This is a genomic window from Roseovarius sp. TE539 (assembly GCF_003298505.1).
Lineage (GTDB): Bacteria > Pseudomonadota > Alphaproteobacteria > Rhodobacterales > Rhodobacteraceae > Roseovarius.
Genome location: NZ_QNGB01000004.1, coordinates 125,735 through 147,066, shown reverse-complemented (window position 1 = coordinate 147,066; position 21,332 = coordinate 125,735). Strand labels below are relative to the sequence as shown.

General features: G+C 63.8%; 19 protein-coding genes. 6 read left to right on the top strand and 13 right to left on the bottom strand.

The annotated features are described in order from the left end of the window. Nucleotides 1–58: 58 nt before the first annotated feature. Nucleotides 59–805, top strand: coding sequence for a 4Fe-4S dicluster domain-containing protein (locus DQW77_RS04235; RefSeq protein WP_113256943.1), 747 nt, complete (start codon nt 59–61; stop codon nt 803–805). After that, nucleotides 805–1,677: a DmsC/YnfH family molybdoenzyme membrane anchor subunit gene (locus DQW77_RS04230; protein WP_113256942.1), complete on the top strand. Its 873-nt coding sequence runs from the start codon at nt 805–807 to the stop codon at nt 1,675–1,677. The genes DQW77_RS04235 and DQW77_RS04230 overlap by 1 nt, the downstream gene beginning before the upstream one ends. 81 nt (nt 1,678–1,758) lie before the next feature. On the opposite strand, the gene DQW77_RS04225 is transcribed toward DQW77_RS04230, so the two are convergent. Beyond that, nucleotides 1,759–2,340, bottom strand: coding sequence for a DUF1523 family protein (locus DQW77_RS04225; RefSeq protein WP_113256941.1), 582 nt, complete (start codon nt 2,338–2,340; stop codon nt 1,759–1,761). A gap of 11 nt (nt 2,341–2,351) precedes the next feature. Then, nucleotides 2,352–2,618 (bottom strand): hypothetical protein, encoded by a 267-nt coding sequence (locus DQW77_RS04220; protein ID WP_113256940.1) that lies wholly within the window; start codon nt 2,616–2,618, stop codon nt 2,352–2,354. 253 nt (nt 2,619–2,871) lie between these two features. Here DQW77_RS04220 and DQW77_RS04215 point away from each other — a divergent pair, with 253 nt between their 5' ends. Next, on the top strand, nt 2,872–3,426 hold the full coding sequence (locus DQW77_RS04215; RefSeq protein ID WP_113257009.1) for a hypothetical protein: 555 nt from the start codon (nt 2,872–2,874) through the stop codon (nt 3,424–3,426). Between the two features lie 145 nt (nt 3,427–3,571). Here the strand turns inward: DQW77_RS04215 and DQW77_RS04210 are convergent, their stop codons facing one another. Further along, the gene (locus tag DQW77_RS04210) at nt 3,572–4,780 is read right to left on the bottom strand and encodes a M24 family metallopeptidase (RefSeq protein WP_113256939.1); all 1,209 of its coding nucleotides are present in this window, start codon (nt 4,778–4,780) and stop codon (nt 3,572–3,574) included. 168 nt (nt 4,781–4,948) lie between these two features. On the opposite strand from DQW77_RS04210, the gene DQW77_RS04205 reads away from it, so the two are divergent. Further along, nucleotides 4,949–5,953 carry a P1 family peptidase gene (locus tag DQW77_RS04205; RefSeq protein WP_113256938.1) on the top strand — a complete coding sequence of 335 codons (1,005 nt, stop codon included), beginning with the start codon at nt 4,949–4,951 and terminating at the stop codon, nt 5,951–5,953. A gap of 13 nt (nt 5,954–5,966) precedes the next feature. Here DQW77_RS04205 and DQW77_RS04200 read toward each other — a convergent pair whose 3' ends face one another. After that, nucleotides 5,967–6,755: an alpha/beta hydrolase gene (locus DQW77_RS04200; RefSeq protein WP_113256937.1), complete on the bottom strand. Its 789-nt coding sequence runs from the start codon at nt 6,753–6,755 to the stop codon at nt 5,967–5,969. A gap of 80 nt (nt 6,756–6,835) precedes the next feature. On the opposite strand from DQW77_RS04200, the gene DQW77_RS04195 reads away from it, so the two are divergent. After that, a complete protein-coding gene (locus DQW77_RS04195) occupies nt 6,836–8,308 on the top strand; it encodes an NAD-dependent succinate-semialdehyde dehydrogenase (RefSeq protein ID WP_113256936.1) in 1,473 nt (490 codons plus the stop codon). A gap of 239 nt (nt 8,309–8,547) precedes the next feature. On the opposite strand, the gene DQW77_RS04190 is transcribed toward DQW77_RS04195, so the two are convergent. From DQW77_RS04190 to DQW77_RS04170, 5 genes are all read right to left on the bottom strand, one after another. Further along, nucleotides 8,548–9,018, bottom strand: a complete 471-nt coding sequence (locus DQW77_RS04190) for an Hsp20 family protein (RefSeq protein ID WP_113256935.1) — start codon at nt 9,016–9,018, stop codon at nt 8,548–8,550. Between the two features lie 163 nt (nt 9,019–9,181). Next, on the bottom strand, nt 9,182–9,988 hold the full coding sequence (locus tag DQW77_RS04185; protein ID WP_113256934.1) for a serine protease: 807 nt from the start codon (nt 9,986–9,988) through the stop codon (nt 9,182–9,184). A 95-nt stretch (nt 9,989–10,083) separates the two neighbouring features. Next, entirely contained in the window at nt 10,084–11,382 is a 1,299-nt protein-coding gene (glcF, locus tag DQW77_RS04180) for a glycolate oxidase subunit GlcF (protein WP_113256933.1), read from the bottom strand. Between the two features lie 4 nt (nt 11,383–11,386). Further along, nucleotides 11,387–12,511, bottom strand: coding sequence for an FAD-binding protein (locus DQW77_RS04175; protein ID WP_113257008.1), 1,125 nt, complete (start codon nt 12,509–12,511; stop codon nt 11,387–11,389). 49 nt (nt 12,512–12,560) lie between these two features. Then, the gene (locus tag DQW77_RS04170; RefSeq protein WP_113256932.1) at nt 12,561–14,000 is read right to left on the bottom strand and encodes an FAD-linked oxidase C-terminal domain-containing protein; all 1,440 of its coding nucleotides are present in this window, start codon (nt 13,998–14,000) and stop codon (nt 12,561–12,563) included. A 165-nt stretch (nt 14,001–14,165) separates the two neighbouring features. Between DQW77_RS04170 and DQW77_RS04165 the strand changes: the two genes are divergently transcribed. Next, nucleotides 14,166–14,525, top strand: a complete 360-nt coding sequence (locus DQW77_RS04165) for a hypothetical protein (RefSeq protein WP_113256931.1) — start codon at nt 14,166–14,168, stop codon at nt 14,523–14,525. A gap of 85 nt (nt 14,526–14,610) precedes the next feature. Here the strand turns inward: DQW77_RS04165 and DQW77_RS04160 are convergent, their stop codons facing one another. The 4 genes from DQW77_RS04160 to DQW77_RS04145 are packed head-to-tail and all read right to left on the bottom strand — an operon-like array spanning nt 14,611 to nt 21,321. Then, complete coding sequence (locus DQW77_RS04160; RefSeq protein ID WP_113256930.1) at nt 14,611–16,662, bottom strand: hypothetical protein; 2,052 nt, start codon at nt 16,660–16,662, stop codon at nt 14,611–14,613. Next, nucleotides 16,659–19,421 (bottom strand): DUF4159 domain-containing protein, encoded by a 2,763-nt coding sequence (locus DQW77_RS04155; protein WP_113256929.1) that lies wholly within the window; start codon nt 19,419–19,421, stop codon nt 16,659–16,661. The genes DQW77_RS04160 and DQW77_RS04155 overlap by 4 nt, the downstream gene beginning before the upstream one ends. After that, entirely contained in the window at nt 19,418–20,317 is a 900-nt protein-coding gene (locus DQW77_RS04150) for a DUF58 domain-containing protein (protein ID WP_113256928.1), read from the bottom strand. The genes DQW77_RS04155 and DQW77_RS04150 overlap by 4 nt, the downstream gene beginning before the upstream one ends. Beyond that, nucleotides 20,314–21,321: a MoxR family ATPase gene (locus tag DQW77_RS04145; RefSeq protein ID WP_113256927.1), complete on the bottom strand. Its 1,008-nt coding sequence runs from the start codon at nt 21,319–21,321 to the stop codon at nt 20,314–20,316. The genes DQW77_RS04150 and DQW77_RS04145 overlap by 4 nt, the downstream gene beginning before the upstream one ends. Between the last annotated feature and the right edge of the window lie 11 nt (nt 21,322–21,332).

Below are 21,332 nucleotides of genomic sequence, written 5' to 3'. Positions count from 1 at the left end.
CGGATGCAATCCGGGCCGGGGGCAGCGCCCCGTCCGGCACTGATCCCGGGGTGACGCCATGACCACGCTGCCCGAAACGACCGACCGCAAGCTCGGCCTTGTCATCGACCTCGACACCTGCGTCGGCTGCCATGCCTGTGTCGTTGCCTGCAAGGGCTGGAATACCGAAGCCTATGGTGCGCCGCTTTCCGATCAGGATCCGTATGGCGCCGAGCCCTCCGGCACCTTTCTCAACCGCGTGCACAGCTACGAGGTGCAACCCGAGGACGGCGCGGCGCAGCTTGTCCATTTCCCGAAGTCCTGCCTGCATTGCGAGGACGCCCCCTGCGTCACGGTATGCCCGACCGGAGCCAGCTACAAACGCGCCGAAGACGGCATCGTGCTGGTCGATGAAAGCGCCTGCATCGGCTGCGGCCTCTGTGCGTGGGCCTGTCCTTATGGCGCCCGCGAAATGGACGCCGCCGAGGGGGTGATGAAGAAATGTACCCTCTGCGTGGACAGGATCTACAACGAAAATCTCCCCGAACAGGACCGGGTGCCCGCCTGCGTGCGCACCTGCCCCGCGGGCGCGCGCCATTTCGGAGATCTGGGTGATCCCGAAAGCGATGTCAGCCGTCTCGTCGCGGCCCGCGGCGGCATGGATCTGATGCCTGAACAGGGCACCAGGCCGGTCAACAAGTACCTTCCACCGCGCCCCCGCGACAAGCTTGATCAGATGGAACAGTCCGCTCCCCGCCTCGATCCGGTGATCGAGGAGCCGGGCGGCTTTCTCGGCTGGCTTGACCGCGCGCTGGAGAAGCTCTGATGCATCCTGCACCTTCGGTCATCGCCTTCACCACGCTTTCGGGGATCGGTTTCGGCCTGCTCGCCTGGCTCGGGCTCGGCCTGCCTCCGGTCACCGGGGGCACCGCCTTCGCCTTCTTTACGATCGCCTACCTGCTCGCGGCCGGTGGATTGGTGGCCTCGACCTTCCATCTCGGTCATCCCGAGCGGGCGCTGCTGGCCTTCACGCAGTGGCGCACCAGCTGGCTCTCGCGTGAGGCCTGGGCCTCGGTCGCCGCTCTTCTCGTGATGGCCGTCTGCGGCGCCGGCGCGGTGTTTTTCGACACCCGCATTCCGGCCCTTGGCTGGATCGGTTCGGCGCTCTGCATGCTCACCGTCTGGGCCACCTCGATGATCTACGCGCAGCTTGCCACGGTACCGCGCTGGAACACGCCGCTCACACCGGTGCTGTTTCTGTCGCTGGCGGCGGCCGGCGGGGCGCTTCTGGCCGGTCAGCCGGATTTCGCGCTGGTGCTGTTGCCACTCTCGGGCGTGGTGCAGGTGGTCTGGTGGGTCCGCGGTGACCGGGCGCTGGCCGACAGCAGAACCGACATGGCCAGTGCCACCGGCCTGGGAGGAACCGGCCGAGTGCGCGCCTTCGAGCCGCCTCACACGAGTCCGAATTACCTGATGCGCGAAATGGTTTTCCGCATCGGGCGCAAGCACGCGCTGAAACTGCGTGCGCTTGCGCTGCTGCTTGGATACGTGCTGCCGTGTCTGCTTCTGCTCATCCCGTTCTCCCATGTCTTCGCGGCCCTTGCCGTGGGGTCGCATCTGGGCGGAGTCGCCGCGTCGCGCTGGCTTTTCTTTGCCGAGGCCGAACATGTGGTGGGCCTGTATTACGGCAAGAGCTGACGCCGCGCTCGTCCGGCCTGAGGGCGGGATCACCAGACGGGTACGAAATGGTATTCCCAACGCGACTCCGCGGCTTCACCCTCAGCCCCAGCCGTCGGTCCAGTCATCCACCGCCGGCTGGATTCGGTTCTCGCGAAACCGGATCCAGCGCACACGCACCGCCCAGTAGACCGCGGCAAGCAGCGTGAGAACAAGAATGTTGAACCACGGAATAATCCGTGCATCCGGCCCTTCCACCTGCCACAGGGACACGGCATTGGGATAGATCGAGATGAATTCGTTGCGCCAACCGTAGTGACGGATCATGACCCATTGCGCATTCGCAGCCGATTTTTTCGAGATCAGGTCCGACGCCTCGGCCTGAAGGTTCGAGGTGTCGAACTTGAAATAGGGTGGCCAGCCCCAGCCGGTATCCTCGTTGCGATAGATCATAGGCGCGCCATCTGCCTGGAATGTCTGAATGAAGAACACGTCGCGGTTGGGTTGGCCGGGATCATCTCCGGTCAAGGCATTCGACCAGAACAGCGCGTTCTCGCCCGGATCGACCCGCTTTTCATAGGTATCCGTTATGCGAACGACGTCGTGCTGCGGCAGTGTGTAATGCAGGAACGCCAGGACCAGAAGCCAGAAGAGACCCCGCAAAACCCATTTGACGTAAATCATGCCCGCCCCTTTCAGAGGAAATTCGAAATGTAGATGACGGCGACCATCACGGCCACCGGAATGACATAGACCAGCACGACCAGCCTGCGTCGCACCTGCCCGTCCTGCCGCTCCAGCCCTTGACGGACATATGTTTCCATATCGCCGATACCACCACTGTCGCGCCATTCCTTTCTCAGACGTCCGGCACGCACCGACCGGGACCAGAGAAAGGCAATGACATAAACAGCCGTCAGGAAGGCGAAACCGAAGATCACGATCCGAACAAATGCTGCCATCCGTATCTCCCTTGCCCATCATCCGCCAGGGATGGCATCAAGATGGCGGACACCTTGACGACCCTGCCCCGCCGCCGCGCCAATTGTCCAGTGCAGCGGTTGCCGCGGCTTGCAAAACTCGCACCGGCGGGTAACATCCAACATGTCCGAGATTACGGCCTCCGGGCATCATCCTGGCCGGTGCGGAATGTATGGCCGCCATTTTCAGCACCCGGGCACATCACGATCCGGCCTGCGAAACGGAGAAGCCTTCATGCGTACAATTTTCATCTTGCCGGCCCTGATTGCCGGGCTCGTCTTGCCAGCCGGCGCCGACGAGGTCACCGATACGCTGCAAAGCGCACTCGATGCCTACGAAGACGGCGACATGCAATACGCGATTGAGGAGCTGGATTATGCCAAGCAGCTCATGATGGCCATGAAGACCGACGCCCTGGTGGAATTCCTGCCCCCAGCCCCCGAAGGATGGTCACGCAGCGTCAACAGGGAAATGAACGCCGGGCTCGCGATGATGGGCGGCGGTGTCGGTGCCGAGGCCGAATACACCAAAGACGGCACCAGTTTCACCATTACCCTGATGGCCGACAACCCGATGGTCGGGGCGATGGCCGGCATGATCGGCAATGCCGCGATGCTGGGCGCCAAAGTCGAACGCGTGGGCCGCGAGAAATTCATGGTCAAGGATGGCGAGGTGACCGGCCTTGTCGACAATCGTATCATGGTCAAGGGTGCGGGCGACACTACCGACCTGATCCTCGAGGTCCTCGGCACCATGGATTTCCGCAAGCTGGGCCGTTTCGGAAGCTGACGCCCGGCCCTCGAATCCGGCAAGCACGGCCTTGGAAACCGCTCTTCCTCACTGCGTTGAGGCTTGCCGTACGCGGCATGGGCACGCAAAACGCCAAATGGAACGTGCCCGCGCCGCAAAGGCTTTCTTGCGCCGGCGCTTCACTTCACCCGACGATGTTGAAGTCCGGGCCATATGGATAACCGGTGATATTCTCGCTGCCGTCTTCCGTGATCAGCAGAATGTCGTGTTCGCGGTATCCGCCCGCTCCCGGCTGACCTTGGGGGATGGTCAGCATCGGCTCCATCGAGATCACCATGCCCGGTTGCAGTACGGTGTCGATATCCTCGCGCAGTTCCAGCCCCGCCTCACGGCCGTAATAGTGGCTTAGAATACCGAAGGAATGCCCATATCCGAATGTCCTGTATTGCAACAGATCCCGTTCGGCGAGGAAATCGTTGATGGCACATGTGACGCCCGCACAACTCGCCCCGGGTTTCAGCAGCGACATGCCGAATTCATGCGCACCGACGTTCGCGGTCCAGATGGATCGGCTGGCCTGATCCACGTCACCGACGAACATGGTGCGCTCAAGGGCCGTGTAATAGCCTGAGATCATCGGAAAGGTGTTGAGGCTCAGGATATCGCCACGGTGCAGCTTGCGGCTGGTGACGGGGTTGTGCGCGCCATCCGTGTTGAGCCCCGACTGGAACCAGACCCACGTATCGCGATATTCGGCCTCGGGAAAGCTGCGGGCGATCTCCAGTTCCATCGCATCGCGGCCGGTCATGGCCACGTCGATCTCGCGCGTGCCTTCCTTCACCGCATCGCGAATCGCGTAACCACCCACGTCGGCGATCCGCGCGCCTTCACGTATCAGGGCGATCTCGGCGGGGGATTTTTGCATGCGCTGCCGCATGGAGGCCGGCGCCATATCGACCATTGTCAACGGCTTGAGGAAATCCTCCATCCGGTCGCGGCCGGACAGGGTCAGGTGATCGCCTTCATAGCCCACGACCCTGTTCTCGCCCGTCACCGACCGGACTGCGCGCCAGAAGTTGTCGCGCCTCCAGTCTGTGTAGGTGATGTTGTCACCGTGACACCGGCGCCATGGTTGACCGGCGTCGATACCCGCTGAAATCGTCACGCATTCCGATGAGGTGACCACCAGCCCGTATTGGCGCCCGAATGCGCAATAAAGGAATCCGCTGTAATAGGCCACGGCATGCATCGACGTGAACACCACCGCCTCGGCACCGGCCTCGTCTAGGTGCCGGCGCAATTCTTTCAGGCGCGCCTCGTATTCGATTTCGGCAAAGGGCAGCCCGGCCTTTTCGCCATTGTGGAAACGGTACATGTCAGGACGTGCAGTCATCTTGACCCTCCTCTTCAAGGAAAGGTCCCGGCGTTCAGGACTGTTGGATATTCGCGGCCGTTTCCTGTCCGGAACCAGGGCGACGCCATCGCCCGCGGCCCCGCCTTTCCTTGCTGATCCTGAACGTTCTGGCAAGATGCAACCTGACTCACCGAAAGGATTGAAACCATGAATGCCCGGCCCGGCCCCTTGAACCTGATCACCGACGTACCGGGCCTGAGGGTCGGCAACGCGAGCGACGATCGTTTGAAATCGGGAACCACTGTCCTGATCGGCGACACCCCGTTCACGGCCGGAGTTCATGTGATGGGCGGTGCGCCCGGCAGTCGTGAAACCGATCTGCTGGCGCCAGACAAGACGGTGGGTGAAGTTGACGCGCTGGTTCTTTCCGGGGGATCCGCCTTCGGACTCGATGCTGCGTCATCCGTGGCCGACACGCTGAGAGGACAGGGGCGCGGATTTGTCGTCGGGGATCAGAATGTGCCCATCGTGCCGGGGGCGATTCTTTTCGATCTGGTCAATGGCGGAGACAAGGCGTGGCGCGAGAATCCGTACCGGAAGCTCGGCCATGCGGCACTTGATGCGGCATCCGGGAATTTCACCTTGGGTTCAGTCGGAGCAGGGACCGGCGCCACAACGGCGACCCACAAAGGGGGCCTCGGCTCCGCCTCGCTCGTTCTGCCTTCCGGTCATCGCGTCGGAGCGCTGGTTGCAGTCAATGCACTGGGTTCGGCAACGGTCGGAGCCGGCCCTCATTTCTGGGCTGCACCATTTGAAATGGAGGCCGAATTCGGTGGCTTGGGTCCTGCCCGCTCCTTTCCTGACATGGCGATGCCGCTGACAAAGCTCGCGGCCCATGCCAACACGACGATCGGTATCGTCGCCACCGACGCCACCCTGACCAAGCCGCAATGCACAAGGTTTGCAACCGCCGCCCACGACGGGCTTGCTCGCGCGCTGGTTCCAGCCCATACGCCAATGGACGGGGACCTGATCTTTGCCGCCGCGACAGGCCGCATGCCACTTGCAGAACCGCTCTTTGATACGATGGCTCTCGGTCATGCCGGAGCCGTCTGCATGGCCAGGGCGATCGCGCGGGCAGTGTTCGAGGCCGTTCCGGCACAGGGCGATACACGACCCTGCTGGGCAGATCAGCATGGCGGAAAGACTTGACGGGTCACACGGATCAACCGCAGAGCGTGGTGCAGAGTTCGCTTTGCGGTTCGGCCAGGGCGTCTATGACATCGAAATGGTGACGCCCTTCCGCAACCTTCAACCCGCAGCGCCAGGCCTGCGCCAGCCACTGCGCCTGATCCAGAAACACCGGTCGCTCTTCCCCGCCGACCCAGACTGTCACGGGGACATTTCTGGGCGCCATCAGGACCGGACTTTCGGCTTCAGCCATGCCGATATCCATGCGGAATTGATCGTTCATCGACGTCTTGAGCAATGGGCGCAGGTCTGCCACCGGGGAAATGGGGACAACCTGCTGCAAACGCGTGCCCACATCCTCGGGCAGCACACCGTCAACGCACATCCGCGCCACCAGATGCCCGCCTGCCGAATGTCCCGTCAGCACCAGCGGCCCGTTTACCCTTGCCGCCGCCGAAGTGACCGCCTGCGCGATCTGCCGCGTGATTTCGCAAATACGCACATCCGGGCACAGATCATAGGACGGCATCGCCACCGCCCATCCCCGCGCCAGCGCCCCGCCCGCAAGGTGGGACCAGTAGCTGCGATCGAACCGGAGCCAATAACCACCGTGGACGAATACGCACAATCCCTTTGCCGGACCTTCGGTCAGGAAGAGATCGAACACCTGCCGCGCACCCTTACCGTATGGAATCCCCGTTTCGGCGCGTCCCCGGGCCTCCAGTGCGGCCCGAAAGGCGGACGCGTCCGACATCCACCGCAACGGATACTCCGCCGCGCCGGGTATGTGGGCGGCGTTGGCATATGCGTCATCCAGTTCCATTGTACTTCCGGCCTGTCACTCCGCCTCAGCCTACCCTAGAATGCGGCGGCAACGCGAGATGAAAACCTGAGAGGTGCACAATGGCCACGACCGATCTGAAATCGCTGCTGAACGACCCGAGCCTTCTGGCCGAGCAGGCCTACGTGGCCGGCGAATGGACGGATGGAGACGAGGGCACTTTCGAGGTGACCAACCCCGCCCGCGGCGACGTGATCGCCAATGTCGCCGACTTGAGCCGTGGCCAGGTCGCCCGGGCCATCGCAGAGGCAGAAAAGGCACAGAAGGAATGGAGGCAATGGACCGGCAAGGAACGCGCGCAAGTGCTGCGCAAATGGTTCGACCTGATGATGGAAAATCAGGAAGACCTCGGCATCATCCTGACCGCCGAACAGGGCAAGCCACTGGCAGAGGCCAAGGGTGAAATCGCCTACGGTGCCAGTTTCGTGGAATTTTTCGCCGAGGAGGCCAAACGCGTCTACGGCGAAACCATCCCCGGCCATCAGCGTGACAAGCGGATCACCGTGATAAAGCAGCCGATCGGTGTTGCGGCCTCGATCACGCCCTGGAACTTTCCCAATGCGATGATCACCCGCAAGGCCGGCCCGGCCCTTGCCGCTGGCTGCGCCTTTGTGGGGCGCCCTGCTGCGGAAACGCCACTGTCTGCCACGGTTCTTGGCGTGCTGGCCGAACGCGCGGGCATACCCCGTGGCGTGTTCAGCGTCGTCACGTCCTCCCGGGCCTCCGAGATCGGCAAGGAATTCTGCGAAAATCCGGCGGTGCGCAAGCTTACCTTCACCGGCAGCACCGAAGTCGGCCGCATCCTTCTTAGACAAGCTGCCGACAGCGTCATGAAATGTTCCATGGAACTTGGCGGGAATGCGCCGTTCATCGTCTTCGACGACGCCGATCTGGACGCGGCGGTGGACGGCGCGATCATGTGCAAGTTTCGCAACAACGGTCAGACCTGCGTGTGTGCCAACCGCATTTACGTGCAGGACGGAGTGTACGACGACTTCGCGGCGAGACTCAAAGAGGCGGTGACCAAGCTGAAAATGGGAGACGGGCTTGAGGAGGGCGTGGCCCTCGGCCCGCTTATCAACGCCGACGCGATCGAGAAAGTGCGCGAGCACGTGGCCGATGCCACCGCCAAGGGCGCCAAGGTCATCATGGGCGATGGCGAATCCGTCGAGGGGCCGGGGTATTTCCTTCCGCCGACAATCGTCACCGAGGCCACGCAGGAGATGGCTTTTGCCACCGACGAAACCTTCGGTCCGCTGGCCCCGCTCTTTCGCTTCAAGGACGAGGATGACGTGATCGAGATGGCAAACGACACGATATTCGGCCTTGCCTCTTACTTCTACGCCAAGGATCTCAGCCGCGTCACCAAGGTAGCCGAGGCACTCGAATACGGGATCGTCGGCGTGAACACCGGGATCATCTCGACAGAGGTCGCCCCGTTCGGCGGCGTGAAGCAATCAGGTCTGGGGCGCGAAGGCAGCCATCACGGCATCGACGAGTTTCTGGAGATGAAATACATCTGCACAAGCGTCTGATTCCACCCTGCCCCCGGACAGGGCAAAGCTGCAGACCACTCCGCCGGCTTCGTCGGCGGAGTGCCGAGTGCCGAGTGCCGAGTGTCGAAACAGATTGCGGCATGTCGCAGTGCGGCACAGGCCCTTTGACGATGAAACCGGCCGGGGCTGCGCCGGCCGGGAAAGGGGTGCTTGGCGGATGTCGCCTGCCGGTCACGGACTTCGAAAGCCCGTGACCCTATTTTCAGCCGTTGCGCGGTTCAGTTCACGGCCTTGGCATCGACTACATCCTTGTCGGTGCTCGTGCCTCCGCTGCTGATCTCGATCTGGCGGGGCTTCAGGGCTTCGGGCACTTCGCGCACCAGTTCTATGTGCAGCATACCATCAGCATGGGTCGCCCCGGTCACGCGTACATGATCGGCAAGCTGGAACTTGCGTTCGAAGGCCCGCGTCGCGATACCGCGATGCAGGTAGGTCCGCTGATCATCGTCTTCGGCCTTGCGGGCGGAAACGATCAGGGCGCCTTCCTTGACCTCGACGGACAGGTCATTTTCCGAGAAGCCGGCAACCGCGATCGAAATGCGGTAGGAGTCATCGTCCGTCTTCTCGATGTTGTAGGGTGGATAGGTCGGCTGGCTGACATCGCTGGACAGAACGCGATCCATCATTTCAGCGATCTGGTCAAAACCGACGGTTGCCCGATAGAGCGGAGCAAGATCAAAGTTTCGCATGGGTTATCCTCCTTTGAGCGATACCTGTGAAGTTGCCTTCCCTTTGCGGGACAGGCACGAACGGCAAGGCCCCGGTCCGGGCGCCCTGCGCGGGTAATATGGGAAATCGCGAAAGTCTTTTCAATACTGCCGGTTTTTCCGGATCCGGCCCGCCGCCGCCCGGTCACGGCTTGGCGAATTTGGCACCTATATCACGACGCTCACCCACGCCCGACGTTTTCGGCGGCGGCGCCTGGAACACCCCCTGCCCCGAGGCGAGCTGTGCCTTGAGAATCTGCAACGGCTTTTCCAGTTGCGTACCGAGGGATACCTTGCGCCCGTCCACCTCGGCCATCCCGGACACCACGGATACAACCCGCGGACGGCCTGTCTCGAATGTGAAGATCGGCGCGCCGGAGGAGCCGAAATCAACATCGCAGGACATCACCAGAACACCGCGATGCTGTGTCATCACATCACACATCTCCTCCAGCGACGGGGCTTCGTACCGGCCTTTGCCGTAGCTGACGATACCGATCCTCTGCCCCTCGCGCGGGCGCTGGTCGGTCGGGAAAGGCCGCACGCGTGTGTTCCTGATCGGGTGATGAAGTTCAAGTAGCGCCACATCGTTGCGTACCCGATCCGCGATGATGTTGTGGCTGAATTCATAGTCCGGATGCACGACGGCACGGCGGATCCAGCGATAAGCCGAGGCCCGTCCGTTTCGCCAACCCGCAAGAAACTCGATGCGCGCGGGATCCACACGCTGCTTCGTGGTCCTGTCGAACAGGCAATGCGCGGCTGTAAGTACAAGATCGGGCTCGATAAGCGCGCCGGTACACAGCTCCCTGCCATCCAGGTCCAGCCTGCCAACCGCCTCCCAGCCACGATTCTCATCACCCGTGTTCAGCCGCCGAAGGCCGGAGCCATCCGCCGCCACCGGCGAAGCAACGGTCAGGACCGCGACAAGAAACAGGAAAACACGCCGCATAGGGGACCCCGCATGCAAGAAACTCTGTCCGTTTCGGTAACCCCACTATGAGGCAGAATTTGGGCATGCGGGCCGCAGAGCGAAGGAAGAGGTTTTCAAGCCGCATGAACCGCTGCCAGGGCTGGTGGGCGCGGGCCTCCGGTTGCCCAATCCAGCAGTTCGACCGTGTGCACGACCGGCACTCTTGTGCCCCCGCCGATCTGCATCATGCAGCCGATATTGCCGGCGGCGATGACATCGGGTGTCCTGGCCTCCAGGCTGCGCACCTTCCGGTCCTTGAGTTGCTTCGAGATCGTGGGCTGCATCAGGTTGTAGGTGCCGGCAGAACCGCAGCAAAGGTGGCTGTCCGCGGGCTCCACAACAGTGAAACCGGCACGCTTCAACAAGTCCTTCGGAAAGGTCTTGATTTGTTGACCATGCTGCAGCGAACAAGCCGCGTGATAGGCCACGGTCATGTCCCGGGGGGCGCCTTCGGGCAGATTGAGGCTGACGAGCAACTCGCTGACATCCATGGCGATATCCGATACGCGCGCGGCATCGTTTGCCAGCGTTTCGTGTCGGAACATGTGCCCGTAATCCTTCACGGTCGTGCCGCAGCCCGAGGTGTTGATCACCACCGCATCGAGGCCCGCGCCATCCATCTCGGCGGCCCATGCACGGATGTTCCTTGCCGCTGTGGCGTGGCTTTCGGCGGTCTTGCCCATGTGGTGCGTCAGCGCGCCGCAGCATCCCGCCCCATCGGCGACGACCACCTCGCAACCCAACCGCGTCAGCAGGCGGATTGTGGCATCGTTGATGTCGGTATTCAGTGCCCTCTGTGCGCAACCGGTCATCAACGCCACCCGCCGGCGCCTGTCGCCCTGTGCCGGAAACGTCTGCGGATCGTCATTGCGGCTGACTGGCGGAACCTGCTTCGGCGCCATTTCGAGCATGGCACGCAAACGCTCATCCGGCATCAGGAAGGCAAAGGGCCGGCCGATCCGTGCCCCCAGAAGCGCAAGCCTGAACCTGGTGGGATGGGGCAGGATACGTGCCAGGATCCAGCGCAAGGCACGATCCCCCACAGGCCGCCGGTAGCGTTTTTCAATGTATTCACGGGCATGATCGACCAGGTGCATGTAATGTACACCAGAGGGACATGTCGTCATGCAGGCGAGGCAGCTCAGGCAACGGTCAATGTGGCGGACGGTCTTTTCGTCCGGATCACGATCCTTTTCCAGCATGTCCTTCATCAGGTAGATGCGGCCGCGCGGACTGTCGAGTTCGTCGCCCAGAACCTGGTAGGTCGGACAGGTTGCGGTGCAAAAGCCACAGTGAACACAGGCTCGCAGGATTTCATTACTGCGCGCGGTGGCGGGATCCTGTAGCTGCTCTTCGGTGAAGTCGGTGCGCATCGTGTTATCCCATCAGCCCCGGATTGAGTATGCCGCGCGGATCGAATTGCGCGCGCAGGCCCGCCGAAAGCACGGCCAGCGGTTCTGGTTCGGGTTGAAACGCCCCACCCGTGCTATCCCCGCGCACAAGCGTTGCGTGCCCGCCCTTTTCGGATACCGCGAACCTGATCGCACCCGCGCCCGTGCCTTCCGGCACAAGAAGCCAGACAAGCCCGCCACCCCAATCATATACCGCTTCAGCGCCATCGACCTGTGCCACGATACCGGGCGCATCGCCGGGCTTGACCGACAGGCGCCAGACATCGCCGGCCCGGTCATGAAAAGGCCCTACATCCCGAATGTATGCCCATCCCGCACGCGCCAGTTCGGGATCTGTCTCGGCTGTGACCTGCGCGAACGCATCAATCCGTTTGCCGAGTTCGGAAAGGCGGTAAGCGACGGAGGTCTCGGAACCTTCCAGGCGAATCATCGTAACAGGGTGCCCGGTCATGCCTCTTTGCAGATGCGCGGCGCCCGTCACCTCGTAAGGTGAGCCGAGTGCCTGCGACAGTGCGCGAACGGCCGTAGCGTCGTCGAGCCCCTCCATCAGCAACACGCCTGTGCTCCTGGATGACGGCAGCACCTTGAGCGACAGTTCGGTAATGACGCCAAGTGTACCGTGGCTTCCGGCCATCAGCTTGACCAGATCATAGCCGGTAACGTTCTTCATCACCCGGCCGCCATTCGAGATCATGCGGCCCCGGCCATCGGAAAAACGCACCCCGAGCAGAAAATCACGCGCCGCGCCACATTGGATCCGGCGCGGACCGGATACGTTGGCGGCGAAGATACCGCCGATTGTCGGAGAGCCGGCGGTGCCCAGAAGCCCGCGGTGGTCCATCGGCTCGAATGCAAGGCGCTGGCCCTCGGTTTTCAGCGCCGCCTCGATATCGGCAACGGGTGTGCCCGCCTTGGCCACGAGGGTCAGCGCACCGGGTTCGTAGTGCACGATCCCGTTGAGCGCACTGGTGGAAAGCTCGTCGCCATCCACGGGCCTGCCGATGGGCCGGGTGCCGCCGCCCATGACATGCAGCGGGCCATCGGCATCACGGATGATCTCGGCAAGCTCTTCTTCGGTTCCGGGTTTCAAGCGTTTCACCATGCTGGACTCAGGAGGTAGGGTTTGTCCGCCACCCTGCTCACTCCGCGGCGATGCGGCGGCCCGCGCTGTCGTCAAGCGGGAATACCTTGGCCGGGTTCAACAGCCAATCGGGGTCGAACACGTCCTTGACGGCCATCTGCATTTCCAGATCATGCGGGGCGAACTGGCTGCGCATGAGGTCGCGCTTTTCCACCCCCACGCCATGCTCTCCGGTCAGGCATCCGCCGACCTCCACACAAAGCTTGAGGATTTCAGCACCAAACGCCTCGCACCGCTCAAGATCGCCGGGTTTGTTGGCGTCGAAGAGGATCAGCGGATGCATGTTCCCGTCTCCCGCATGGAAGACATTGGCAACGTCGAGGCCGAATTCATCCGACATCTCGGCGATGCGGCGCAGCACAAGGGGCAGTTGGCTGACCGGGATGGTGCCGTCCAGACACATGTAGTCATTGATCTGCCCCATCGCCCCGAATGCCGACTTGCGGCCCAGCCAGATACGGGCGCTTTCCTCCGCGGAGGCGCTTTGCCTGAGCTCCACGGGATCGTGGCGCCGGGCAATTTTCGAAATGATTTCAAGTTGTTCGTCGATCTCTTCGTCACTGCCTTCGACCTCGACGATCAACAGCGCTTCGCAATCGGGATAGCCGGCGCCGGCGAAATCCTCGGTCGCGCGGATGCAGGGGCGATCCATGAATTCGATCGCGACGGGCAGAACGCCGGCCCGGATGATGTCGGACACGCATTGTCCGGCTGTCTCATTGCTCTCGAAACCGATCAGCACGGGCCGCGCACCTTCGGGCTTGTGCAGGATGCGCAGGGTCGCTTCGGTGACGACCCCGAGTTGCCCTTCGGACCCACAGATCAACCCGAGAATATCAAGACCTTGCGCGTCCAGATGCGCCCCGCCGATCCGGGTAACCGTTCCATCCATCAGGACCATCGTGACGCCCATGAGGTTGTTGGTGGTTACCCCGTATTTCAGGCAATGGGCTCCACCGGAGTTCATCGCGATATTGCCGGCGATGGCACATGCGAGCTGACTGGACGGATCGGGCGCATAGAAGAAACCGGCCTCCTCCACGGCACCGGAAACCGACAGGTTCGTGCGCCCCGACTGCACCCGGATAAAGCGGTTTTCATAATCTGTTTCGATGACTTCGTTGAGTCTTGCCACCCCGAGAATCACGCTGTCTTCATTGGGCAAGGCGCCGCCGGCAAGTGAGGTTCCGGCCCCGCGTGGGACAACCGGCACACCCAGCTCGTGGCAGACGCGCAACGCCGCGGAAACCTCCTCGGTCGAGGCTGGCAGAACAACGGCAAGGGGCGGACACTTGTAGGCTGTGAGGGCATCGCATTCATAAGCGCGCGTTTCCACGGCGTCGGAAATGACCGCGTCCTTTGGCATAACCGCTTGCAACCGCCTTATTATTTCGTCCTTTCGGGCAAGGACGTCCGGATTTGGCCGGGGCATTTCCATGATGTGCCTCCTTTATTTGGTAAAAAAATATAACCAATTTTGAGTCCGGGCAAGAAAAACCCGCTGACGTGTCGCCGCAGGGGCAAACGTGGCATCCCGGCAACGCCAGGGCCGTTACACACAGACGTGACCAACACACGTCCGAATAATGGTTATCATCGCGCCATGAGATTGAGTCTCGCGATCCTTTTCTGTTTCGGCCTTGCAACACCTTCCTTTGCGGAAGGGCCCGAAATCGTTGATGTAAACGTCGAGAAGGCCAGCATGGGCTGGCGCTTCGAGGTAACTATCGAACATCCCGACACGGGCTGGGATCATTATGCCGACGGCTGGGAAGTGCTTGATTCGGAAGGTACCCAACTGGGCCTGCGCGTGTTGCATCATCCCCATGTGGACGAACAACCCTTCACCCGTTCGCTGAGCAGCGTGACCGTTCCCGACGGCACCCGCACTGTGTACGTGCGGGCGCGGTGTTCGATCGACGGCTGGAACGGGGAGCCTGTTGCGGTGCCCTTGCCCTTTTGACCATTCTGCCGGTTTTGAAAGGCGATCGTGACAAGGCATCCGAAGGCCAGCGCGGGTTTGCGTGCATGATCTTCCCGACACATCTTCAACTGCGACGCCCTTCACGCAACCACCCACCCAGAATCAGACCCGAGACAAGGATCAGGACCGCCCATTCCGGTAGCAGCGGTGTCTGCGACACACTGAGGGTGCGATAGGCGCCACGCGGCGTTATGCCGATCCAGCCGCGCCCCGCCGCCGGGCGCCCGGCACTGACCTCGCGGATGCGCGGCAAGCCGTCGTCCAGAGCCTTGACCCCGCCGCCAGTCCCGTCGATCACCGGGGCGAGGATATCTCCGGAGGCAATGGTGCGTTCAAATTCCACGGGGGCAGCGGGGCCAAGGCCGATCACCGCTGAACGGTCGCCGTTTTCCAGACGGTAAAGCCCGATTTCAGGTCCCTCATACAACGCTTCGAACCGGCCCGGCCCGGCCTTTTCCAGTTCGCGGGTGACAGTTTCGCCCGAGGGCGTCGTGATGGTCACGGACCCGGCCTCGTCACCGAGCGTCCGGCGAATGATTCGCATCCGTTGGCCGGTCGCCTCGGCGCGCAGGGCCTCTTCCTCGAGTTCGGGCTCCTTCATCATCCAGTGGGCCAGCCGGCGCAGCAGTTCAAGTTGCGGCCCGCCGCCCTCGTAACCACGATTCCACAGCCACGCGTGATCGGAGGCCAGCAGCGCCACGCGCCCTTCCCCGACCCGGTCGAGCACCAGAAGCGGGCGGTCGTCCGCCCCGGTCATCACCGTGTCACCGGCGGTGCCTTCCAGCTCGATCTGGCGTAGCCAGCGGCCCCATTCCCCCTCGTGCTGAGACGGAAGCCCGGCAGTCACGGGATGGCGGGCCCCAAGGTCCGTGACCGAAGGGCGATACCCTTCCTCAAGAACCCGGGCCGTCGGGCGCGCGGGCACGATCGCCTCCACCGGAGAGCGAAAGATACTGTCGGCACTGGCGAAATCGGGACCGGCGGCAAACAGGACCGCCCCGCCGGTTTCGACGTAATTGCGCACATTGTCCAGATAGATCCCGGGCAGGATGCCGCGACGCTTGTAACGGTCGAAGATGATCAGATCGAAATCGTTGATCTTTTCCAGGAACAGCTCTCGGGTGGGGAAAGCGATTAGGGAAAGTTCGCGCACCGGCACCCCATCCTGTTTCTCCGGTGGGCGCAGGATGGTGAAATGCACCAGATCCACGGAACTGTCGGATTTCAGAAGATTGCGCCATGTACGCGTGCCCGGATGCGGCTCGCCCGATACGAGAAGGACGCTGAGCCGGTCGCGTACACCGTTGATCTGAACCAGCGCAGTGTTGTTGCGATCGGTCAGTTCGCCCGGGGCCTCGGGGGTGGTGAACTGAAGCACGTTGCGCCCGCCATGCGGCAGGGTCAGGGGCAACTGCACCTCGCGGCCCACCGGAACGCTGAAGCGCTGCGGCGCGTCACCGTCGACCGAAATATCCAGCGGCACCTCGGTGGCGCCCTCGGGCGCGGCCCCGTCATCCGCAATCCTGAGCGTGAGCGTCACCTCCTCGCCCAGAATGGCAAAGGCCGGAGCGTTCTCGACGATCAACCGCCGGTCCCAATCCGTATCACGCCCGGTATGCAGCAGGTGCATCGGGGCCGGGACTCGTGGGGCACGGTCGATGTCGTGAATCTGCCCGTCGGACAGCAGGACGGCACCGGCAATGCGGCCGCGCGGTTCCTCGGCCAGTGCCTCGGACAGGGCCGTCATCAGGCGGGTACCGCCATTGTCAGGCGCATCGGGTACGGTTATACGGCGCAGCTCGGTATTTTCACGTTCTTCGATCCGGGCGGCCAACCTGTCAGCGTTGTCGGCGGTGGTGCGGGCCCGGCCGGCAAGCGACTGGCTGGCAGTTTCATCCTCGACCAAGAGAACGATATCGCTGAGTGCTTCACGATCCTCTCGCTGATAGGCGGGGCCGGCAAGCGCGGCCAGCACCACGAGCGCCGCAAGTCCGCGCAGGGCCCAACCGGAAAGCCCGCGCCAGAGCGCCACACCGATTCCCGCCGCCGAAAGCAGAGACAGCGCGGCAATCAGCCACCAGGGCAGCAGGGGATCGAAGACGACGGATGCGGTCATTGGCCAAGCCTGTCCAGAAGGGCGGGCACATGCACCTGATCGGACTTGTAGTTGCCGGTCAGCACATGCATCACGAGGTTGACGCCGAAACGGTAGGCCAGTTCGCGCTGCCGTTCCCCGGCAAACCCCCGGCCCACCGGAAAGAGCGGATTGCCGTTTTCGTCCATCGCCCAGGCCGATGCCCAATCATTCCCGCCGATCACAACCGGGGTCACGTTGTCATTGAGATCGCGGAAGGGCATCCCCTCGATCTTTTCGGCGTCAGGGGGCGCGGCTTCGACCCAGACCGGCCGCCCCGAGTGGCGGCCCGGAAAATCCTGAAGCAAATAGAATGTGCGGGTAAGGACATGGTCCTGCGGCACCGGTTCCAGCGGCGGAATGTCGAGCGGGCGCACGAGCCTCTGCAACCTTGCCCCGGTGGGCGAGGCGGTGCCGAAACCGGCAACGTCCGCGTCACGGGTGTCGAAAAGGATCATGCCGCCGGTGCGCAGGTATTCATTGAGCTTCGCGTAGGCGGGATCGGACGGGATCGGCTGATCCGGCGTCACCGGCCAGTAAAGCAGCGGGTAGAAAGCCAGCTCGTCGGTCTCCAGGTTCACGCCGATCGGGGCGGCGGGCTCCACCGAGGTGCGAAAGAACAGGGTTTCGGAGAGTCCGACGAGGCCGGCACGCGCGGTCTCGTCAAGCTGCTCGTCACCGGTTAGGACATGCGCCAGCACCACCTCCGAGGTAGCGCGGATCGCACGTTGGGCGGCCTCCCCGGATTGTGTGTGACCGGTGTGGGGCGTCAGCGTCAGGGCCATCGCCAGGACGAGCGCCGCACGCGCCGGCCAGAGCCGTCCGGACAGGGCCAGGGAGGCAAGGATGTCGGCCGTCAACAACCCGAGAGCCAGGCCAAGAAGCCAACCGCCGAGCGGTGTTTCAGCCGGTCGGGAAAGGCTTGTCACGTCCACGCGCGGCGGCCATGCGGCCGGGGCAAGGGCCGGATCGGAGCCGATAACGTTGCGCGCCAGCCATCGGTCCGGACCTTGGTAAACCCCCGGGCGCAGATCGGCACCGAGCGGCGCCGAGACAAGCCGCGCGCCGTCCACACCCGGCAGCGTGCCGGCCTCGTCCAGACGGCCGAGACCGTCGAGTACCTGAACCGGGCGCCATGTGGTGCCTTCAAGATCCTCCGGCGCGGGACGGGCAACAGACGCCGATACCGCCAGCCGTTCAAGCATCTGCACGAAGAGCCCGGACAACGGAAGCGAGGACCATTCGGCGTTCGCAGTGACATGAAACAGCACCACCTGTCCGGCGCCGACTCCCTTGCGCGTCACCAGCGGCGTGCCGTCCGAAAGCTGCGCGATCACCCGGTCGGCCAGCGTCGGATCGGGCTGCGCCATCACCTGCGCCGTCACCCGAACGTCATCGGGGATGTCCAGGCCTGCAAACGGGCTGTCCTCGGGGAAGGGAGCAAGGGATTTCGGCTCTCCCCAGCTCATGGCACCGCCCACGGTGCGGCCGCCGGCGCGCAGACGCACAGGCATCAATGGTGCCTCCTCGCGGCGCGACACATCGCTTGCGGCCAGCCGCGGCCCGGCGAACCGCAGCAGCATGCCGCCATTCTCGGTCCACTCCATAAGGGCGTCCCGTTCAGCCTGAGAGAGAGTGGCGACATCGGCCAGCACGATCACGTCCGGTTTGGCGGGCAGCATGTCCATCAGGGCGCCGTCCAGCATGTCGGCGGCCGGGGCGAGGGCCTGTTCAAGGTAATGAAGCGGTGACAGAAGCTCAAGCCCCTCACGGTCCTCGCGGCCGGCGATCAGAGCCACTTCGCGACGGCGCAGACTGTCATCGGTGAGCGTGACCGCGCCGGCATGGGCCTGACCTGCGATCTCGAACCGTGTCAGGCGGGCGCGCAGCTCGGACGGCAGGTTCAGCCCCCCTTCGGCGACGGTTTCACCGGCGGCGAAATCCAGCGGCAGTGTCGCCAGAATGCGCGGCACGCCCGATGGGTCGCGGCCATGCGCCTCGACGGTGACAGTCCGGTCGGGGCCGGCGCGCAGGCGGTGCGCGGACAGTTCGACGGACCCTCCCGACAGCACTGCGGGCGCCAATGCGATGACCGGCCGGGGGCTTTGCATGACGGTGACGGAGCCTCGGGATTCAAGCGCGGCAAGCAGAGCCGCCCGCCCGTCACGCCGCAGCCCATCCGACAGCCAGCGGCTTTCAAACGACCGCTCTCCGAGGGAAGCGGCCGCCTCCTCCATCATCGCCGTGGTCGGTACCCAGGGCTCCGGCGCCAGGCCGGCCAGACGGCTGCGCCACTCCTCGGCGGTGCGAAACACCGGCGCCTCCGGGTCGGTGAGCCGGAGGACGGAAACCGGACGCCCGTTGCGTCCCGCCTCGGCCAGCATGGTGTCCATCAAGGCCCGCTGCGCGGGCCAGTCCCGCGCCGATGCCCAACTTGCATCCATCACCAGAAGCAGCGGGCCGTCCCGCTTGGCCGTCGAAGGATCGCGCGGGTCGAGCACCGGCCCGGCCAGCCCGATGATCACCGCGGCTACCGCCAGCATCCGCAGAAGCAGGAGCCACCATGGCGTCCGGTCGGTCACTCTGTCGTCATCGGACAGCCCCAAAAGAAGTGCGACGCCGGGAAACCGGCGCCGGATCGGCGCCGGCGGCACAGCGCGCAGGATCAGCCAGAGGATCGGCAGCGCGGCGAGAGCCACGAGAAGCCAGGGCGCGGCAAAACCGACGGGACCAATGGTCATGTACCGGACCCTCCGGCAACGGAGCCGCGGTCGAACGCGCGGTAAAGCCACAAAAGCGCCGATTGCGGGCTTTCGGAGGTGTGATGGCAGTGATACTGCCAGCCGGTCGCCGAGGCGAGAGCCGCCAGCTCGTCCTTGCGGGCGGCAAGCCGCGCCACATACCGCGCGCGCAGGTCGCTGGCCTTGAGGGTTTCATGCGCCATCGTCCCGCCAACAGATTCGAAGATAGTGCGGCCACGATACGGAAATGCCTCTTCCGCCGGATCGAGTGTCTGCAGAATCAGGCCTTGCACGCCACGATCCGCCGCCTCGGTGAGGGCCCGGCGCACGGGATCGAAATCACCCAGGAAATCCGAAACGAAGAGCGCCCGGCCATAGGGCGGCAGGCCTCGCGTGTCGGGACTGGCATAGTCGCTTGCACCATCCTCGAGGACCAGAGCCGCGGCCAGGCGGGCGATCTGTGCTTCGCCCCGGCGCGGCGGCAGCGCCGCCCCGGTGAGGCCGACGCGTTCCCCGCCACGGTTGAGCAGCACCGCCACGGCAAGCGAAAGTAGGCGCGCGCGATCGGCCTTCTCCGGCAGTGTCTTGTCGGAGGTGAAGCGCATGGATGCCCCACCGTCCACCCAGAGCATGACGCTCTGGGCAATCTGCCATTCACGTTCACGCACGAATTGCGCGTCGCTCCGCGCGGACCTGCGCCAATCGATCATACGGCGCGAGTCGCCGGGCTGCACCGGCCGGTACTGCCAGAAATCATCTCCAAGCCCGGCGCGGCGCCGGCCGTGTTCACCAAGCAGTACGGCCCCGGCCAGATGCTCGGCCCGGGCCAGCAGTGGCGGAAGGCGCCCGGCCTCGGCCTCGGAGCGGGCGCGGAGGGGGGTGTCCTGTGATGTCAAGCGGCGGCCTCGGCACGGGTGACATGGTTAACGGTCGCGGCGATGAGATCGGGCAGGCTTTCGCCGCGGGCGCGAGCCGCGAAATTGAGCGCCATACGGTGAATCAGGACCGGTTGGGCCATCGCCGCCACGTCCTCGGCATCGGGGGCAAGACGGCCGTGCAGCATCGCACGGGCCCGCACCGTGAGCATCAGTGCCTGGGCGGCGCGCGGGCCCGGACCCCAGGCGACGCTGTCGCGCACCCGCTGCCCGGCGGAGTCGTCATCGGGGCGGAACGCGCGCACCAGATCAAGGATCTGTTCCAGTACCGCCTCGCCCACGGGCATGCGGCGCAGCAGTTCTTGTGCCTCGATCAATTCCTCTGCAGCGAAAATACGGTGTGACTCCGCGTCCTCCGACCCGGTGGTGGCCAGCAGGATGTCACGCTCGGTACCGCGGTCCGGATAATCCACGTCGATCTGTACCAGGAACCTGTCGAGCTGTGCTTCGGGCAAGGGATAGGTGCCTTCCTGCTCGATCGGATTCTGCGTGGCCAGAACATGAAAGGGCGGGGTCAGGGCGCGATCCTCGCCAGCCACTGTGACCTGACGTTCCTGCATGGCCTGCAGAAGGGCGGACTGGGTGCGGGGACTGGCGCGATTGATCTCGTCGGCCATCAGAAGCTGGCAGAAGACCGGGCCGGGAATGAACTTGAAGGCGCGTGCGCCGTCGTGTCCGGTTTCCAGCACCTCGGAGCCAAGGATGTCGGCCGGCATCAGATCGGGCGTAAACTGTATCCGGTTTGAGGCCAGCCCCATCACGGTGGCGACGGTTTCGACCAGCCGCGTCTTGCCAAGGCCGGGCAGACCGACCAAGAGACCGTGACCGCCGCAAAGAACCGCCGACAATGTCAGGTCCACGACCCGTTCCTGCCCGATGAAACGGCGCGTGATCGACGCCCGAGCTTCGGCGAGCCGGTCCTCCAGCGCCTCGATCCCGGCCAGCAGATCGGATTGATCGGTCATGGCAAAACTCC

What these genes read in the sequence shown, in the direction of transcription:
- DQW77_RS04235 (WP_113256943.1), top strand. Translation starts at nt 59, where the DNA reads ATGACCACGCTGCCCGAAACGACCGACCGCAAGCTCGGCCTTGTCATC.
- DQW77_RS04230 (WP_113256942.1), top strand. Translation starts at nt 805, where the DNA reads ATGCATCCTGCACCTTCGGTCATCGCCTTCACCACGCTTTCGGGGATC.
- DQW77_RS04225 (WP_113256941.1), bottom strand. Translation starts at nt 2,340, where the DNA reads ATGATTTACGTCAAATGGGTTTTGCGGGGTCTCTTCTGGCTTCTGGTC.
- DQW77_RS04220 (WP_113256940.1), bottom strand. Translation starts at nt 2,618, where the DNA reads ATGGCAGCATTTGTTCGGATCGTGATCTTCGGTTTCGCCTTCCTGACG.
- DQW77_RS04215 (WP_113257009.1), top strand. Translation starts at nt 2,872, where the DNA reads ATGCGTACAATTTTCATCTTGCCGGCCCTGATTGCCGGGCTCGTCTTG.
- DQW77_RS04210 (WP_113256939.1), bottom strand. Translation starts at nt 4,780, where the DNA reads ATGACTGCACGTCCTGACATGTACCGTTTCCACAATGGCGAAAAGGCC.
- DQW77_RS04205 (WP_113256938.1), top strand. Translation starts at nt 4,949, where the DNA reads ATGAATGCCCGGCCCGGCCCCTTGAACCTGATCACCGACGTACCGGGC.
- DQW77_RS04200 (WP_113256937.1), bottom strand. Translation starts at nt 6,755, where the DNA reads ATGGAACTGGATGACGCATATGCCAACGCCGCCCACATACCCGGCGCG.
- DQW77_RS04195 (WP_113256936.1), top strand. Translation starts at nt 6,836, where the DNA reads ATGGCCACGACCGATCTGAAATCGCTGCTGAACGACCCGAGCCTTCTG.
- DQW77_RS04190 (WP_113256935.1), bottom strand. Translation starts at nt 9,018, where the DNA reads ATGCGAAACTTTGATCTTGCTCCGCTCTATCGGGCAACCGTCGGTTTT.
- DQW77_RS04185 (WP_113256934.1), bottom strand. Translation starts at nt 9,988, where the DNA reads ATGCGGCGTGTTTTCCTGTTTCTTGTCGCGGTCCTGACCGTTGCTTCG.
- glcF (WP_113256933.1), bottom strand. Translation starts at nt 11,382, where the DNA reads ATGCGCACCGACTTCACCGAAGAGCAGCTACAGGATCCCGCCACCGCG.
- DQW77_RS04170 (WP_113256932.1), bottom strand. Translation starts at nt 14,000, where the DNA reads ATGGAAATGCCCCGGCCAAATCCGGACGTCCTTGCCCGAAAGGACGAA.
- DQW77_RS04165 (WP_113256931.1), top strand. Translation starts at nt 14,166, where the DNA reads ATGAGATTGAGTCTCGCGATCCTTTTCTGTTTCGGCCTTGCAACACCT.
- DQW77_RS04160 (WP_113256930.1), bottom strand. Translation starts at nt 16,662, where the DNA reads ATGACCGCATCCGTCGTCTTCGATCCCCTGCTGCCCTGGTGGCTGATT.
- DQW77_RS04155 (WP_113256929.1), bottom strand. Translation starts at nt 19,421, where the DNA reads ATGACCATTGGTCCCGTCGGTTTTGCCGCGCCCTGGCTTCTCGTGGCT.
- DQW77_RS04145 (WP_113256927.1), bottom strand. Translation starts at nt 21,321, where the DNA reads ATGACCGATCAATCCGATCTGCTGGCCGGGATCGAGGCGCTGGAGGAC.